A 15474-nucleotide genomic window follows, 5' to 3' on the forward strand; every position below is an offset into this window, starting at 1 on the left:
GACGCGTGGTCGAACGAGCAGCTTTCCCCCTTGTACGAGAGAGAACTCTTCCGTTCGCATGATGCAGAGGAGACGCATGCGCGTGTCTCCCGCGAGCTCAAGCCGCACCGCAGCGTGTGGGGCCGCGGCGACGTCGACGCCATCTTCTGCCGCGCGGAGCTGAGCGCACTGTCGTTGTGCATCCTGCGCTACGGCTGCGATGTCGACATCGAACCCGACGCGCTCGGCAACTTCGTGCTGGTGCAGATGCCGCTGCGCGGCCATGCCGACGTCCATACCGGCGGGCACACCCTGCAGATCCATCCCGGGCAGGGCGCGGTCATTTCCGCCCACAAGCCGGTGCGGCTGCACTGGCATGCCGACTGCGAACAGCTGATATTGAAAATCGAGCTCAGCCGGCTGCAGGAGGTGGCACGCCATGCCTTCGCCTTGCGCGGCACCGACGACGTGGGCGAGATCGATTTCGCAATGCCCTTTTGCCTGGACGACGCCGCCGGCACGCAGTGGTGCCGCATGGTGGCCGGCCTGGCCTCGCTGCTGCCCTCGGGCGACCTGGGAACCTACGACCCGCGGTGGATGGCGCACTGCGAAGACAACCTGATGCTCTACCTGCTGTGCCACCGGCCGAATTCAGCCCTGCAACGGCATGCCGCCGTGCGGCGCGGCTGCGAGGAAGCCGGCCTGCGGCAGCTGCGGCGGGCCGAGGAGTTCATGCGCGAGCGGCTCGACACGCTGCTGTCGCTCGAAGACGTGGCACAGGCCGCGGGCGTCACGCGCCGCAGCCTCGCCTTGCTCTTCAAGCGCTATCGCGACCTCTCGCCCGGCGAGGTGCTGCGCAACATGCGGCTGGACGCCGCGCACGCGCAGCTGGCGCGGCACGACGGTGCCAGCGTCACCGAGGTGGCGCTGAGCTGCGGCTTCTCGCACCTGAGCCGCTTTGCCGCCTGCTACCGCGAGCGCTTCGGCCAGCTGCCGCGCGACACCTCCCGCGATCCCGCACCGCTGCCCGCCGCGCGGCACTGAAGCGCGCGCATCCTCAGGACTTCATCGCGCACTGCGCGGCGGTCCGGTCCTGGTAGCGCTCCAGCACGGTGCCGATCACCTTGTTGGCGATGCGCCCGTTCGCATCCTTGGCGATCACGCGCAGGTAGTAGTTCTGGATCGGGAAGTTGTTCGGGCCGTAGCGGAAATCGCCGCGCACCGACTTGTAGTTGGCCGCCTTGATCGCCTTGAGCAGCGCGGGCTTGTCGGCCACCTTGCCGCCGACGTCGCGCACGGCCGCATCCATCGCCATCAGCACGTCGTAGGCCTGGCCGGCATAGAAGGACGGATTGCGCCCGTTGTTCTGCTGGCGGAACGCCGCCACGAAGCGCTGGTTGGCCGCGTTGTCGAGGTCGAACGACCAGTGCGCGGTGTTGAACAGGCCGAGCATCGGCTCGCCGACGGCGGGGATCATGTCCTCGTCGGCCGAGAACGCGGTGGAGATCAGCGCCACGTCCTTCGACAGCCCCGCGCCGACGAACTGCTTGATGAAGCTCACGCCCATGGCGCCGGGCAAAAAGAAGTACAGCGCATCGGGCTTCGACGCGCGGATCTGCGCCAGCTCCGCCGAGTAGTCGAGCTGCCCGAGCTTGGTGTACAGCTCGTCGCTCACGCTGCCCTTGAAAGTGTGCTTGAAGCCGTTGATGGCGTCCTTGCCGCCGGGATAGCTGGGCGCGATCATCGCGACCTTCTTGAAGCCCTTGTCCGAGGCGAACTTGCCGGCCGATTCGTAGTACGCATCGTTCGGGTACGAGGCACCGAAGAAGTACGGGTTGCAGCGCGCGCCCGAATAGTCGCTCGGGCCGGTGTTGCTCGACAGGTAGGGCACCTTGGCCGCAAAGAGCGGCGGGCCGACGGCCAGCGCGACCGACGAGCCGACGGGCCCGGTGAACAGGTCGATCTTGTCGCGCAGCAGCATGCGCTCGACCACCTGGCGCGCCATCTCGGGGTTGCCTGCCGTGTCGGCCTCGACAAATTCCACCGGCACGCCGCCGAGCTTGCCGCCCAGCTGCTTCATCGCGACGGCGAAGCCGGCCTTCGCCTCGGCGCCGCCGACGGCGAACGGGCCGGACAGGTCCATCGCCAGGCCGACCTTCACGGTCTGCGCCTGTGACGGCAGTGCCAGCGCGCCCACCAGGACGGTGAGCGCGCACAAGACGGATCGGGGCGTGGCCTGCGGCATGAAAGGTCTCCTCGGGGTGGATTCGTTGAACGTGGGTGGGGCAGCAAATGCAGGCCGCAGTCTCTGTGCGGCGGCGCCGCCTCGCTATCCGTTTCGTGCGGCGCAAACCGCTGCACGAAATGGACAGACAACGGCCCGGCACGCTCCACAGAATCGCCGCCGACCCCACCACTTCGAGAGACGAACCGATGAGCGACACCATCGACATCCCGGCCGGCGACGGCACCCAGACCTTTCGCGGCTACCTGGCCCTGCCGGCCTCGGGGCACGGCCCCGGCATCGTGCTGTGCCAGGAGATCTTCGGCATCAACGACTACGTGCGCGAAGTGGCCGACCTCTACGCCGAAGAAGGCTACGTGGTGCTAGCGCCCGACCTGTTCTGGCGCATGGAGCCCGGCGTCGAGCTGGGCTACTCGCCCGAAGACTGGCAGCGCGCCTTCGGCTTCTTCCAGAAGTTCGACATCGAAGCCGGCGTGGCCGACGTCACGGCCAGCGTGAAGGCGCTGCGTGCGCACCCGGCCTGCACCGGCAAGGTCGGCGCGCTGGGCTTCTGCCTCGGCGGCAAGCTGGCCTACCTGGCCGCCGCGCACTCGGGCGTGGACGCGGCCGTGGGCTACTACGGCGTGGGCATCGAGGGTGCGCTCGACCTGGTGCCGCAAATCAAATGCCCCATCGCCCTGCATTTCGCCGAGCTCGACCAGTTCTGCCCGCCCGAGGCCCGTGCCCAGGTGCTCGAGGCCTTCGCCGGCAAGCCCGATGCGCACATGTATGTCTATCCGGGCGTCGACCATGCGTTCGCGCGCACCGGCGGCGAGCATTTCGACAAGCCTTCCACGCTCATGGCGCACCAGCGCTCGATGGCGCTGTTCAAGGAAGCGATCGGCCCGGTGTACGACCTCTCGGCGCTGTGGGACAAGCACTGCGAGTACGAGTTCGCCACGCGCGACGTGGTCGCCACCATGGCCACGATGGTGGGCGAGCCCTATGTGAACCACATCCCGACCATGACCGGCGGCGTGGGCGCCAGGGAGCTGTCGCGCTTCTACAAGCACCACTTCATTCCGACGACGCCGCCCGACACGCGGCTCACGCCCATCTCGCGCACGGTGGGTGCGACGCAGATCGTGGACGAGATGCTGTTCAGCTTCACCCACACGGTCGAGATCGACTGGCTGCTGCCGGGCATCGCGCCCACCGGCAAGCCGGTGGAGATTCCGCTCGTGGCCATCGTGAAGTTCCGCGGCGACAAGCTCTACCACGAGCACATCTACTGGGACCAGGCCAGCGTGCTGGTGCAGATCGGCCTGCTCGATCCGAAGGGCCTGCCCGTGGCCGGCGCCGGGACGGCGCGCAAGCTGGTCGACGAAACGCAGCCGTCGAACACGCTGATGCCGCGCTGGGAAAAATCGGCCGCGCTCACCATCACCGATCCGGCGCTGCCCTTGGGATGAGCGGCGCCTCCGACATGCTGGCGCTGGTCGTCGAATCGGTCAGGCCGCTCACGCCGGGCATCAAGGCCTTCGTGCTGCGCTCGGCGAACGGCGAGCCCTTGCCGCCGTTCGCGCCGGGCGCGCACCTGGGTGTGCAGGTGGTGCAGGCCAACGGCCGCGCGGGGCAGCGCGCCTACTCGCTCGCCCGGCCGCACGACGGCTCGGACCGCTGCGAGATCGCGGTGCTGTGCGAGCCACAAGGCGAGGGCGGTTCGGCCTGGATGCATGCGCTGCAACCCGGCGCATCGCTGGCCGCGCATGCGCCGCGCAACGACTTCGCGCTGCACGCCGGCAGCGCGCCGCCGCTGCTGATTGCGGGCGGCATCGGCATCACGCCGCTGCTGTGCATGGCGCGCTCGCTGGCGGCCGAGGCACAGCCCTTCGAATTCGTCTATGCCACGCGCAGCGCAGAAGCCACGGCTTACCTCGGCGAAGTGCGCGCGCTGGGCGGCAACGTGGTGCACGACGGCGGCGACCCGGCGCGCGGCCTCGACCTGCGCGCGCTGCTGGCCGCGCCCACGCCCGGCCGCCACCTGCATGTGTGCGGCCCGCGGGGCATGGTGCAGGCCGTGGTCGACACCGCCCGCGCGCTGGGCTGGCCCGGCGACCACGTGCACTTCGAGCTCTTCGCCGGTGCCATCGCGCAGGCGGGCGATGCGGCCTTCGAGGTGCGCACGCTGCGCTCGGGCAAGACGCTGAGCGTGCCGCCCGGCCAGAGCCTGCTCGACGTGCTCATCGCCGCGGGCCTGGACCCGCTGTACGACTGCCGCCAGGGCGACTGCGGCGTGTGCGTGGTGGACGTGGTCGAGGGCGTGCCCGACCACCGCGACCACAACCTCAGTCCGCGCGAGAAGGCGGACGGCAAGACCCTGTGCACCTGCGTGTCGCGCGCGAAGACGCCGCACCTGGTGCTCGACATCTGACCAGGAGACCCACCCCATGACCATCGACCTGCAAGGGCTCGTGCAGCCCGACCGCGTGCACAAGCGCGTCTACACCGACCCCGCCATCTTCGAGCTGGAGATGGACCGCGTGTTCGGCCAGGCCTGGATCTACATCGGCCACGAAAGCCAGGTGCCCAAGCCCGGCGACTACTTCACGACCCGCCTGGGCCGCGAGCCCGTGGTGATGGTGCGGCACACCGACGGCCAGGTGCACGTGATGTTCAACCGCTGCCCGCACAAGGGCGCCAAGATCGTGCCCGACGGCAGCGGCAGTGCCGGCAAGTTTTTGCGCTGCCTGTACCACGGCTGGACCTTCAAGTGCGACGGCAGCCTGCTGTCGGTGCCGCTGCGCAGTGGCTACGAATGCACCGCGCTCGACCTGAAAGACCCGCAGTACGGCGTGCGCAAGGTGGCGCGCGTGGCCACGCACCGCGGCTTCGTTTTCGCCAGCCTGTCGGCAGACGGGCCGGAGCTGAAGGAATTCCTGGGCGGCGTGGCCACGTCGCTCGACAACTTCTGCGACCGCGCGCCCGAGGGCGAAGTGGAGGTGGCGGGCGGCGTGCAGCGCGTGATCCAGCGCAACAACTGGAAGATCTTCTTCGAGAACCTGCACGACACCATCCACGCCGTGGCTACGCACGAATCGTCGTGGCGCGCGGCCAAGGAAGAGCACGAAGCCATGCCGGCGGGCACGCCCAAGCCCTTCGAGGTGGTGATCGTCGACGGCAACGGCGAACCGCTGGAATTCTGGGAGAAGCTCGAGCTCAAAGGCTACGACCACGGCCACGGCTTCATGGAAGGCATCTTCGTGCCGCCGACCGACCCGGTGAGCCTGGCCTATGTGGCGTCGCTCGAGGCGGCGAAGGGTGCCGAGCGCGCGGGCGAGATCCTGCGCGTGAACCGGCACAACACCATCGTGTACCCGAGCTGTTCGCCGCACACCTCGTTCCAGCAGATCCGCGTGATCCGGCCGCTGTCGGTGGACCGCACGCTGGTCGAGATCTTCAGCTTCCGGCTGAAGGGTGCGCCGGAGGCCACCTTCCAGCGCACGCTCAAATACACCAACATCGTCAACTCGCCTTCGTCGAACGTGATGCCCGACGACCTGGAGGCCTACAACCGCGTGCAAGAAGGCCTGGGCTCCAATGGCGGCGACTGGGTCAGCATGCACCGCGCCGCGGGGCGCGACCAGCCGCTGCCGGGCGGGCGCGCCTCCAACGGCAACAGCGAGATGCCATCGCGCAACATGTTCGCGGCCTGGGCTGGCTACATGGGCGTCAAGACGAACGAACACGCCGGGAGCGCCGAATGAACTTCCGCGACTGGAACGAACAGCAGGACCTCACGCAGTTCCTGCATCACGAGGCGCGCCTGCTCGACGAGCACCGCTGGGACGAATGGCAGAAGCTCTTCACGCCCGACGGGCTGTACTGGGTGCCGCTGGTGCACGGCCAGGCCGACCATCTCAACCACGCCTCGCTGTTCTGCGAGGATGCCTTGCTGCGCTCGATGCGCGCGCGGCGGCTCGAGCAGGCCCGCGCCTATTCGCAGCAGCCGCCCACGCGCACCGTGCACGTGCTGGGCAACATCGCGCTCGAATCGCGCGACGACGCGGGCTGCACCGTGCGCTCGACCTTCCTGCTGCTGGAGTGGCGCAAGACCGAACAGCGCAGCTTCGGCGGCAGCGTGTTGCACACCCTGCGCCGCGCCGAGGACGGCTGGCGCATCCAGACCAAGCGCATCGACCTCGTCAACTGCGACGCGCCGCACGAAGCCTTGCAGGTGTTCATGTGAAGGCCGCGCTGCTGGCCATGCACTACCAGAACGACGTGCTGCACGTCGACGGCAAGGTGCGCGTGGGCGTGGCCGCCGACGACCCCGCACGCCCGCGCCTCATCGCCTCGGCCGCACGGCTGATCGCCGCTGCGCGCGCGAACGGCGTGCCGGTGATCTTCGTGCGCATCGCCTTCGCGCCCGACTACTCGGATTGCCTGCGCAACTGCACGCTGTTCCGGCGCGTGGCCGAGAGCGGCGCGGTGCAGGAAGGCAGCTGGGGTGCCGGGTTCTACGGCGAGCTCGCGCCGCTGCCGGGCGAAGCCGTCGTCACCCACAAGCGCAACAACCCCTTCTGGGCCAGCGGGCTCGAGGAGGCGGTGCGCGCCACCGGTGCCAGCCGCCTGTACCTGGCCGGCATCGCCACCAACCACGTGGTCGAGCACGGCGCGCGCCACGCAAGCGACCTGGGCTACGACGTGGCAGTGGTCGCCGACGCCTGCAGCACCGCGCAGGCGCACCTGCAGGCCGCCAGCCTCGAAACCCTGTCGATGCTCGCGGACGTGGTCCGCGTGGACGATGCCGTGGCACAGATGGAGAGGGGAGGCCGGCCATGACCCCGCTGCAAGGCAAGGTCGCCGTCGTGACCGGCGCCGCCGCGCTGCTGGGCAGCGCCATCGCGCGGGCCTTCGTGCAGGCCGGCGCGCGCGTGGTGGCGGTCGACATCGACGCGGTGCGCGGCGAGGCGCTGGCGGCCGGGTTGGGCGAGGGTTGCCGCTTCGTCGCCTGCGACATCGCCTCGGACAATGCGCTCGATGCGCTGGTGGCCGGCGTGCTGCGCACCGAAGGCCGCATCGACTGCCTCGTCAACAACGCAGTGGTCTACGGCGACGCGGGGCTCGGCGCCGCGCGCGCCGACTGGCTGAGCGCGCTGAACGTCAACCTGGTCTCGGGCGCGATGCTGGTGCAGAAGAGCGCCGACGCGCTGGCCGCGCAGGGCGGCGCCATCGTGAACATGGGCAGCGTCGGCGGCAAGTTCGGCGCGGCGGGCCGCGCGCTGTACCCCGCGGCCAAGGCCGCCATCCTGCAACTCACGCGCAACCAGGCCGCCACGCTGGCGCCGCGGGGCGTGCGGGTGAACTCGGTGTCGCCGGGCTGGACCTGGTCGGACGCGCTGTCGCGCATGGCGGACGGCGACCGTGCAAGGGCCGACCGCGTCGGCGCGCCGATGCACCCGCTGGGCCGCGTGGGCGACGGCGACGACGTGGCGCAGGTGGTGCTGTTCCTGTGCTCGGACGCGGCGCGCTTCGTCACCGGCGCCGACATTCCGGTGGACGGCGGCTTTTCGATGCTCGGCCCGGACCAGGGTCGATCTGCGCGCGATTGGTTCGGCGCTGCGTAGCGCCCGCGGCGTCCTCTGCCTCAATCCGCGGTGATGTTGCCTTTCTTCACCACCTCCGCCCAGCGCTGCGCGTCCTTGGCAACCAGCGCCCCGAAGGCAGCCGGCGTGGAGACCGCCGGCACCATGCCCTGCGATTCGAAGGACTTCGCGACATCGGGCTGCCTGAGGACCTTGCCGATCTCCAGATTCAGGCGCTCCACCACGTCCGCGGGTGTTCCCTTCGGTGCCAGCACCCCGTACCACATGTCGATGTTGTCCGGGGTGACGCCGGCCTCCGCGAGCGTCGGTACATCGGGAAGCTGCGGCAGCCGCTTGGCGCTGCCGGTTGCAATGGCCTTCAGCTTGCCGGCCTGGATGTGCTGCAGCGCGACGTGCACCGGCAGGAACATGTAGTCGATCCGCCCGCCGAGCAGGTCGGTGACGGCCCCTGCCGTCCCTTTGTAGGGGACATGCAGCATCTCGGCACCGCTGCGCTGGAGAAACAGCGCCATCGACAGGTGATGGGGCGTGCCGACGCCTGGCGTGGCGTAGGTCAGCTGCCCGGGCTTCGCCTTCGCGGCGTTCACGACTTCGCTCACGGTCGCGGTTTTCTGCACGTTCGGGTTGGCCACCAGGAGCAGGGTTCCCCAGGAGGTCTGGGCAACGGGAGTGAAGTCGCCGACGGGGTCATACGACAAGGCCTTGTACAGGCTCTTGTTCATGACAAGGGTGTTGACCTGCACCAGCAGCGTGTGGCCATCGGGCTTGGCCCGTGCCACCCGTTCGCTCCCGATGTTGCCGCTGGCGCCCGCCACGTTCTCCACGATCACGGGCTGTCCGAGCGCGCTTGGCAGGTGCGCCGAGAGCTGGCGCGCGATCAGGTCGATGCCCGTGCCGGGGGTGTAGGGCACGACGAGCGTGACCGGCTGTGTCGGCTGCCATGCGGCCGACGCTGCCGACGCGGCGATGCACAGCGCTGTTGCGGACAGCAGTGGCTTGATCCATCTGGCGAACATGGGAGGTCTCCTTCAATAGTTTTCGGGGTTGCTTCTGGATCGGGTTCAGACGAAGGAAGGGCGATTCTTGAGCTGTGCAGGGTCGTAGCCGGCCACGCGCTTGTAGGCATCGGAAATCGCCTGGAGTTCGGCCCGGGGCACCACGTCGTCGATCCGGGCGAACGGCTTGCCGCCGGAGCGTTCGTAGACCTCGCGCAGGATCGCATCGGGCGGCGTGCGCCGGTTCGTGAGCACGACATTGGCCGTGGCCGGAACCCGTTCCTGATCGTAGCTTTCCAGGGCCGCGGGGCCCACGCCTTCCTTCTTCAGGCGGCCGGCGAGGCAGCGCGCGTCGAGGATGGCCTGGCCGGCACCGTTCGAGCCGCGCGGCACCATCGGGTGCGCGGCATCGCCAAGCAGCGTGATGCGGCCATGCGTCCAGCGCGGCAAAGGGTCCTGGTCGACCATCGGGTATTCAAGGATCGAATCGGCGCCGCGTATCAGCGCCGGCACGTCCAGCCAGTCGAAGTGCCAGTTCTCGAACGCGGGGAGGAAATCCTCCAGGCGGCCTTCGCGGCTCCAGTCGCGCACGGCCGGCTGCTCGGCTTCGATCTCGGCGACCCAGTTCACGAGCTGGTTGTCATCGGCGTCGATGGCGTCGCGGATCGGGTAGATCACCATCTTGCCCACGGCAAGCCAGCCTGCCCGGATCATGCTTGCGCCCGACAGGATCGGCTTCCAGCGCGTGGTGCCGCGCCACATGTTGACGCCCGAATAGCGTGGAGCGCCTTCGTCCGGATAGAACTTCTTGCGCAGCACCGAATGGATGCCGTCGCAGCCGATCGCGACCGCGCCGCGTACGCTGGCAACGGCCTCGCCCGAGGCATCCGCGAAATGGGCGGTGACACCCGCCTCGTCCTGGTCGACATCGACGCACCGGTGGCCGCACAGCACGCTGCCATCGCCCAGCCGCTCGCGCACCGCGGCCAGCAGCACGGCCTGCAGGTCGCCACGGTGGATCGAGAACTGGGGCCAGTCGTAGCCGGCCGCGGTGCCGGCCGGCTCCGTGAAGACCAGCTGGCCGTGCTCGGTGAAGAAGACGGCCTCCTTGGTGCGCACTGCCATCGCATCCAGCGCGGGCAGCAGGCCCAGTTCGCCGAGCTCGCGCACCGCGTGCGGCAGCAGGTTGATGCCCACGCCCATCGGCTTGAGCTCGGGGACCGCTTCGTACACACGGCAGGGAATCCCGGCCTGGTGCAGGCTCAGGGCCAGGGTGAGGCCGCCGATGCCGGCGCCCAGGATGATGACGTCTTGGTGGGTGCTGCTCATGTTCGATTCTCTTGAAGTGCCCGCGGCGTGGCGCCCGCGGATGCCGAGTCCGTGATTAGGCGCAATCTGCAAAAATATTGGAAATTTAGATCTGACATGCATTCATAAGGACTTGATATGAACCTGACGACGCGGCAGATGCGGGCATTCCGGCAGGTGGCTCGCACCGGCAGCTTCACCCGCGCGGCGGAGCTGACGCACATGACCCAGGCCGGGCTGAGCATCCTCATCCGCGAGGTGGAGCGGCAGCTCGGTGCCCGGCTGTTCGACCGCACGACGCGCGCGGTCCAGCTGACGGCGGCCGGGCGGCGGCTGGCCCCGGTGGTCGAACGCGTGCTCGCGGAGCTCGACAGCGTGACCCAGGAGATCGGCATCCTGGGCGATGCGGCGCGCCAGAACCTGCGTATTGCCGCCACGCCGCTGGTTTCATCCCAGCTGCTGCCGCAATTGCTGGCGATGTTCAGGCAGGCGCAGCCCCACGTTCAGGTGCACTTGCTCGATGCCGCGCTGGAGGACGTGGAAAGGGCGGTGCTGGCGGACGAGGCCGACCTGGGGCTCGGCTTCTTCTTCAAGGCCGCGCCGGGGCTGGTGCGCACCGAAGTCGCCAGCTTTCAGCTCATGCGGGTGACCGCCGCCGAAGGTACGCGAAGGGCCGTGGGACGGGTGCCGTGGTCGGCCTTGAAGTCGGCGCAGCTGATCGGCTTGCCCGCCGGCAATCCCATCCAGAAGGTCATCGACGCGCAGCTCGGCAAGCTGAACATCGTGAACCCGGAAGGCCAGTCGGTGAGCTTCTTCGGCACCTTGATTTCGATGGTGGAAGCAGGCTTCGGCACGGCCGTGATGCCCACGTTCGCCATGGCTGCATGCAAGCGCCATCAGGTCAACGCAGACCTGCTGAGCTCACCCAAGGTCGAGCTCGCGTTCTACAGCATCACGAAGCGGGGCACGAAGGATTCGGAGGCGATTGGCGCCTTCGTCGAATTGCTCAAGCTTCGGCTGCCTTTCATGTCGCGATGAGACTTGGGCGGGTGCCAGCGATGCGACATTTCTATTCGGGCCAAACGCGACATTACAACTTTGCTCCCACAGTTATAGCAAATACAATGTATCTTATGTTAAATAAATCGGGGCATATACGAGAGCACCTCCCAGACGTTAGCGACGCGCCCGTTGACTTCGAGCCCAGCCCTCACCTTCGCGGACGCATTCGCAGTCAGGCTTGGCCAGCCGCCGGAGCCGGAACACCGGTGAGCGTGTGGGCAACCGGGAGAGTCTTGCCAAGGATGTCAATCATCGCCTGCGCTTCCGCTCGCGAGATTGGCGGGAAAGGCGAACGATACGTGGTGTCGTTGCGCCGGCCATGAGCGACGCTCACCAGCTTAATTTCGTCCGCGTCGAGGTTCAAGTCCGCTGCGGCTCGAAGAATGGCCAGGTTGCGGCCAGATTCCTTGGTTCGGACGCTATAGAACTCGAGCACTGCCTGGACTAGCGAGTAAAAGCCTTCGTAAGCGAGGATGAAGCGCTGTTTCGGCCGCTTCACATCCACGGTCCGAGCCACTTCGAGGCTCTCTGCCGCATCCTTCAGGAAGCCCTCGATGGCTCCAGGAGTCTGTGGGACCTCTTCGAGCGCGCGAGTCCTAATGAGGTTGTCGTATTCAGACGGTCTCATCATTGCGAATCAGCTCCAACTTTGGCCCTTTTGCAATCTGAGCCATGACTTGGTCACTTGAAATCAGTTCTTCCCACTCCTCTGGGTCATACAAGCTCAGATGAATGGGCCTTCCGAGCTCCTGCTCGAGGTCCAGAAGGGCATTGGTCACCTCACGTAAAGCCACACGCCCGATGACGGCCAGGTCGATGTCGCTTCGGCCGTTGTCAGAGCCTTTGGCCACAGAGCCAAAGACGAACGCCTCCCGTATGCTATCGCCAAACGGTTCAAGAGCTCGCATCAGGGGCTCCTTGACCCCGAAGGACTTGCGCGCAATGCTTCTTAGCTCGTCAAACAGGAAGAAGTCCTTGTTAGCTCGGATGCTGCGCTGACGCCCCCGCCGAGGCTCCTCAGTGAGGACTCCAGCTTGCAAAAGCCGCTCAATCTGCTGCTGAGCGCCGCCTCTGCCGCCTGCTGCCAGGTCCAGGAGCTCACTCAGCAGGAATGACCGGTCTGGGTTGGCCAGGGTGGCCGCCAGAACGCGCTGAACTGTCGGAGTGAATAAAAAGTCGGCAGAACTCATACTGATATGTCCCTCATTCAGGGATAAAGTTCCCGCCAAGGCCCTTAAACGAGGAGTGTACTACTGCTTTAAGGGACTTTAATCCCTTTGCGAGGGGCAGTCATACTTCATTTAGGGACAAGCAGCCCTGAATGAGGGAGTTAACCCGGAAGCCGAGCTGAAACGTCTACGTGGTCCGCCCGAGAAGAGCAACAGGCTTTTTGCACTGCGAGATTCAGGAAGGCGTGCGACCTTCATTCTGGCTGATGTTGCAGTGATCCTGCTGCCCAGATGACCTCGTGACCTCGTGACCTCGTGACCTTGTGACCCAGTTGCCGATTTTTCTACCCCAGCAGGAGGCGCCACACGCTTCCATTGCGACCAGGCTTGGAACGCACTTGACGAAGAATTCGGTGAGTCTCGCGCGTTTGATCTGGCGCCATTGGATCTCGCCCGTATCTGCATCGAAGATGTGCAATTGGAACTCCACGCCTCCTTGGTCTTCCACGGCGCACGGCGATGGATCAACTCGGCCTTGCGGAGGCCGTTGATCGTCTCGGCCAGGGCGCTGTCATAGGGAGTCGCCCTTGCTGCCCACTGACGGCTCTATGCCAGGGACTTATCTCAGCAGTGCCGAGATTTTCTCGCTCGTCCTCGCCTGCTTTGCCAGCGGAAGCCGCCGTACAAAGGGAGCCGCCGACGTCGCGGCACCGCTATGATCATTAAGGGGCAAAGAGCGTGAGTTCAACGTCCGGTCGCCGCCGAGAGCCACCGCTGCAAAGCGGACTCCAAAAAAATGAGGGCGCGATCCCCGCGGACCGCGCCCTTCAAGACTAGCTCTGCAAGAGCGTCGCCATTTCACGAGCGGACGCCACTTCGTAGTGGTCGAACTGCATCGCGTAATGTGCCCGGCCCGACGACAGCGCACGCAGGCTGCCGATGTAGCCAAACATCTCCTTCAGCGGCACATGCGCTTCGACCGCGATCGCGTTGCCGCGCATCGTCTGTCCGCGCACCATGCCGCGCCGGCGGTGCAGGTCACCGATGCAATCGCCGAGGTAGTCGGCCGGCGTGACGACCTCCACGGCCATCACCGGCTCGAGCACCTGCGGCGCAGCCTTGGCCACTGCATCGCGAAACGCCGCGGCTGCGGCCAGTTCGAAGACCATCGGCGACGAATCGCTCTCGTGATAGCTGCCATCCAGCAACGTGGCCACGAAGTCCACACAGGGATAGCCTGCCACCACGCCCGCTTGCGCCGCACGGCGAACGCCGGCTTCGACTGCAGGAATGAACTCCCGCGGAATCGCGCCGCCCACCACCTGGCTTTCGAAGACGATGCCCTCCCCGCGCGCCAGCGGCGCGAGTCGCAGCGTCAGCGCTGCGAACTGACCGGGCCCGCCGGTCTGCTTCTTGTGAACATGGTTCACCCCCACTTCTCTTGAAATCGTCTCTCGGTAGGCGACCTGCGGCCGCCCCACCGAAACTTCGACGCCGTACTTCGCGCGCAACTTCTCGATGGAGACATCGAGCTGCAGCTCGCCCATGCCCGAAAGGATGGTCTGGCCCGACTCGGCATCCTGCCGAAGCTGCAAGCTCGGATCCTCGCGCAACATCGCGTGCAGCGCCTTCGCCAGCGCCTGCTGGTCGTTGCGTGCCTTGGCCTCGATCGCCACGTGAATGACAGGCTCGGGCACGCTGATCTGCTCCAGCTGCACCGGATGCTCACGGTCGCACAGCGTGTGACCGGTCAGCGTGTCCTTCAGCCCGACGATGGCGGCAATGTCGCCCGCCACGAGTTCATCGCGCTCGATGCGATCGTCCGCATGGACTTCGTACAGCCGCGACGCACGCTCCATGCGCCCCGTCGTGGCGTTCAGCACGGCATCGCCGCGTCGCAGCCGACCGCTGTAGACACGCACGAACACCATCGCGCCGTGATCGTCGCTGGCCACCTTGAACGCGAGCGCTGCGAACGGCGCCTGCGCATCGCAGTTCACCGCGTCGCCCGGTTTAGGCAGCCAGTTCACGACGGCATCGAGCAGAGGCTCCACGCCGCGATTCCTGTACGCTGACCCGGCCAGCACAGGCACGAAAGCATTGGCCAGCACGCCCTTGCGGATGCATGCGTGCAGCACGTCGACGCCGATCTCTTCGCCATCCAGATAGGCGTCGGTCGCGGCTTCATCGTGCTCCACCGCCAGCGCCACGAGGCGCGCGCGATGTTGCTGCGCGGCTTCGCGCATGCCAATCGGCACTTCGCACTCACGGTATGGCTCACTCGCATCGTCCTTGTTCCAGACGAGCGCGCGCATGCCGACGAGGTCGACCACGCCGCGGAAACCGCCTTCCGTACCGATGGGCAATTGCACCACCACGGCCTTCACGCCGAGACGCTCTTCCATCATCGCGGCCACGCGCAGGAAGTCGGCGCCCAGCCGATCGAGCTTGTTGACGAAGGCGATGCGCGGCACGCGGTACTTGTCCGCCAGGCGCCAATTGGTTTCCGTCTGCGGTTCCACGCCGGCCACGCCGTCGAACACGACCACGGCACCGTCGAGCACGCGCAAGGAGCGGTTCACTTCGATATTGAAGTCGATGTGGCCGGGCGTGTCGATCAGGTTGATCTGCGTGCCGTTCCAGTGGACCGTGATGGCTGCGCTGCTGATGGTGATGCCGCGTGCGCGTTCCTGCGGATCGAAGTCCATGCGGGTCGTGCCCGCGCTGACGTCGCCCATGCGGTGGCTCTCGCCGGCATAGAACAGGATGCGTTCGGTGGTGGTGGTCTTGCCCGCGTCGACGTGGGCAATGATGCCGATGTTGCGGATGTTCCTGGGGTTCGGGTTCATGACGAATCTTTCTTCTTGAATGCTTGGGGCTGCCGCTGGCCCCAGGCAAAGATCCGCCTGAGGGCTAGCGACGAACGGTGTCGTGCAAAGGGGTGCTGCGGCCGGAGCCCGGGCGCACGGTGTCCACGCTCCGGCGAGCGGGAATCGTGGCGATCAGCTTGTCGTAGGTACGCATGGTGTGAAGAGGGAATGAAACGACGAAAAAACAAAACCCCGGAGGGACGAGCCTGCCGGGGTTCTTGAAACCGGAAGGCGCAACGCCTTCCGAACGCGATCGAG

General features: G+C 66.8%; 14 protein-coding genes and 1 pseudogene. 8 read left to right on the forward strand and 7 right to left on the reverse strand.

Going from position 1 to position 15474, the window contains the following annotated elements; translation table 11 throughout:
* Positions 1-30: 30 nt before the first annotated feature.
* Complete coding sequence (locus tag VPA02S_RS15150; RefSeq protein WP_244883523.1) at positions 31-1023, forward strand: AraC family transcriptional regulator; 993 nt, start codon at positions 31-33, stop codon at positions 1021-1023.
* 13 nt (positions 1024-1036) lie between these two features.
* On the opposite strand, the gene VPA02S_RS15155 is transcribed toward VPA02S_RS15150, so the two are convergent.
* Entirely contained in the window at positions 1037-2224 is a 1188-nt protein-coding gene (locus VPA02S_RS15155; RefSeq protein WP_062364574.1) for an ABC transporter substrate-binding protein, read from the reverse strand.
* Positions 2225-2412: 188 nt separating this feature from the next.
* Between VPA02S_RS15155 and VPA02S_RS15160 the strand changes: the two genes are divergently transcribed.
* Genes VPA02S_RS15160 through VPA02S_RS15185 form a run of 6 tightly spaced genes read left to right on the forward strand, consistent with a single transcriptional unit; the run spans position 2413 to position 7833 of the window.
* Positions 2413-3675, forward strand: a complete 1263-nt coding sequence (locus VPA02S_RS15160) for a dienelactone hydrolase family protein (RefSeq protein ID WP_062364576.1) — start codon at positions 2413-2415, stop codon at positions 3673-3675.
* Positions 3672-4637, forward strand: coding sequence for a PDR/VanB family oxidoreductase (locus VPA02S_RS15165; RefSeq protein ID WP_062364578.1), 966 nt, complete (start codon positions 3672-3674; stop codon positions 4635-4637). Before VPA02S_RS15160 ends, VPA02S_RS15165 begins: the two co-directional genes overlap by 4 nt.
* Before the next feature lie 16 nt (positions 4638-4653).
* Positions 4654-5970: an aromatic ring-hydroxylating dioxygenase subunit alpha gene (locus VPA02S_RS15170; protein WP_062364579.1), complete on the forward strand. Its 1317-nt coding sequence runs from the start codon at positions 4654-4656 to the stop codon at positions 5968-5970.
* Complete coding sequence (locus VPA02S_RS15175; RefSeq protein ID WP_018904215.1) at positions 5967-6452, forward strand: aromatic-ring-hydroxylating dioxygenase subunit beta; 486 nt, start codon at positions 5967-5969, stop codon at positions 6450-6452. The genes VPA02S_RS15170 and VPA02S_RS15175 overlap by 4 nt, the downstream gene beginning before the upstream one ends.
* Positions 6449-7048 carry a cysteine hydrolase family protein gene (locus tag VPA02S_RS15180; RefSeq protein WP_062364581.1) on the forward strand — a complete coding sequence of 200 codons (600 nt, stop codon included), beginning with the start codon at positions 6449-6451 and terminating at the stop codon, positions 7046-7048. Before VPA02S_RS15175 ends, VPA02S_RS15180 begins: the two co-directional genes overlap by 4 nt.
* Positions 7045-7833 (forward strand): SDR family oxidoreductase, encoded by a 789-nt coding sequence (locus tag VPA02S_RS15185; RefSeq protein WP_062364583.1) that lies wholly within the window; start codon positions 7045-7047, stop codon positions 7831-7833. Before VPA02S_RS15180 ends, VPA02S_RS15185 begins: the two co-directional genes overlap by 4 nt.
* Before the next feature lie 20 nt (positions 7834-7853).
* Here VPA02S_RS15185 and VPA02S_RS15190 read toward each other — a convergent pair whose 3' ends face one another.
* Both VPA02S_RS15190 and VPA02S_RS15195 read right to left on the reverse strand, forming a co-directional pair.
* Positions 7854-8828 (reverse strand): Bug family tripartite tricarboxylate transporter substrate binding protein, encoded by a 975-nt coding sequence (locus VPA02S_RS15190; protein WP_062364585.1) that lies wholly within the window; start codon positions 8826-8828, stop codon positions 7854-7856.
* Between the two features lie 45 nt (positions 8829-8873).
* On the reverse strand, positions 8874-10136 hold the full coding sequence (locus tag VPA02S_RS15195; RefSeq protein ID WP_062364587.1) for a flavin-dependent oxidoreductase: 1263 nt from the start codon (positions 10134-10136) through the stop codon (positions 8874-8876).
* A gap of 117 nt (positions 10137-10253) precedes the next feature.
* On the opposite strand from VPA02S_RS15195, the gene VPA02S_RS15200 reads away from it, so the two are divergent.
* The gene (locus tag VPA02S_RS15200; RefSeq protein ID WP_062364590.1) at positions 10254-11153 is read left to right on the forward strand and encodes a LysR family transcriptional regulator; all 900 of its coding nucleotides are present in this window, start codon (positions 10254-10256) and stop codon (positions 11151-11153) included.
* Between the two features lie 196 nt (positions 11154-11349).
* Here VPA02S_RS15200 and VPA02S_RS15205 read toward each other — a convergent pair whose 3' ends face one another.
* From VPA02S_RS15205 to fusA, 4 genes and pseudogenes are all read right to left on the reverse strand, one after another.
* Positions 11350-11808, reverse strand: a complete 459-nt coding sequence (locus VPA02S_RS15205; protein WP_018904222.1) for a hypothetical protein — start codon at positions 11806-11808, stop codon at positions 11350-11352.
* Positions 11792-12367, reverse strand: a complete 576-nt coding sequence (locus VPA02S_RS15210; protein ID WP_018904223.1) for a nucleotidyltransferase domain-containing protein — start codon at positions 12365-12367, stop codon at positions 11792-11794. The genes VPA02S_RS15205 and VPA02S_RS15210 overlap by 17 nt, the downstream gene beginning before the upstream one ends.
* A 468-nt stretch (positions 12368-12835) precedes the next feature.
* Positions 12836-12959: pseudogene (locus VPA02S_RS31715) on the reverse strand (IS3 family transposase); the annotation flags it as partial.
* 220 nt (positions 12960-13179) lie between these two features.
* Positions 13180-15195 carry an elongation factor G gene (fusA, locus tag VPA02S_RS15215; protein WP_018904224.1) on the reverse strand — a complete coding sequence of 672 codons (2016 nt, stop codon included), beginning with the start codon at positions 15193-15195 and terminating at the stop codon, positions 13180-13182.
* Between the last annotated feature and the right edge of the window lie 279 nt (positions 15196-15474).

Origin of the sequence: Variovorax paradoxus NBRC 15149 (assembly GCF_001591365.1) — a bacterium.
Taxonomy (GTDB): Bacteria; Pseudomonadota; Gammaproteobacteria; order Burkholderiales; family Burkholderiaceae_C; genus Variovorax; species Variovorax paradoxus.

What these genes read in the sequence shown, in the direction of transcription:
- VPA02S_RS15155 (WP_062364574.1), bottom strand. Translation starts at nt 2,224, where the DNA reads ATGCCGCAGGCCACGCCCCGATCCGTCTTGTGCGCGCTCACCGTCCTG.
- VPA02S_RS15160 (WP_062364576.1), top strand. Translation starts at nt 2,413, where the DNA reads ATGAGCGACACCATCGACATCCCGGCCGGCGACGGCACCCAGACCTTT.
- VPA02S_RS15165 (WP_062364578.1), top strand. Translation starts at nt 3,672, where the DNA reads ATGAGCGGCGCCTCCGACATGCTGGCGCTGGTCGTCGAATCGGTCAGG.
- VPA02S_RS15170 (WP_062364579.1), top strand. Translation starts at nt 4,654, where the DNA reads ATGACCATCGACCTGCAAGGGCTCGTGCAGCCCGACCGCGTGCACAAG.
- VPA02S_RS15175 (WP_018904215.1), top strand. Translation starts at nt 5,967, where the DNA reads ATGAACTTCCGCGACTGGAACGAACAGCAGGACCTCACGCAGTTCCTG.
- VPA02S_RS15185 (WP_062364583.1), top strand. Translation starts at nt 7,045, where the DNA reads ATGACCCCGCTGCAAGGCAAGGTCGCCGTCGTGACCGGCGCCGCCGCG.
- VPA02S_RS15190 (WP_062364585.1), bottom strand. Translation starts at nt 8,828, where the DNA reads ATGTTCGCCAGATGGATCAAGCCACTGCTGTCCGCAACAGCGCTGTGC.
- VPA02S_RS15195 (WP_062364587.1), bottom strand. Translation starts at nt 10,136, where the DNA reads ATGAGCAGCACCCACCAAGACGTCATCATCCTGGGCGCCGGCATCGGC.
- VPA02S_RS15200 (WP_062364590.1), top strand. Translation starts at nt 10,254, where the DNA reads ATGAACCTGACGACGCGGCAGATGCGGGCATTCCGGCAGGTGGCTCGC.
- VPA02S_RS15205 (WP_018904222.1), bottom strand. Translation starts at nt 11,808, where the DNA reads ATGATGAGACCGTCTGAATACGACAACCTCATTAGGACTCGCGCGCTC.
- VPA02S_RS15210 (WP_018904223.1), bottom strand. Translation starts at nt 12,367, where the DNA reads ATGAGTTCTGCCGACTTTTTATTCACTCCGACAGTTCAGCGCGTTCTG.
- fusA (WP_018904224.1), bottom strand. Translation starts at nt 15,195, where the DNA reads ATGAACCCGAACCCCAGGAACATCCGCAACATCGGCATCATTGCCCAC.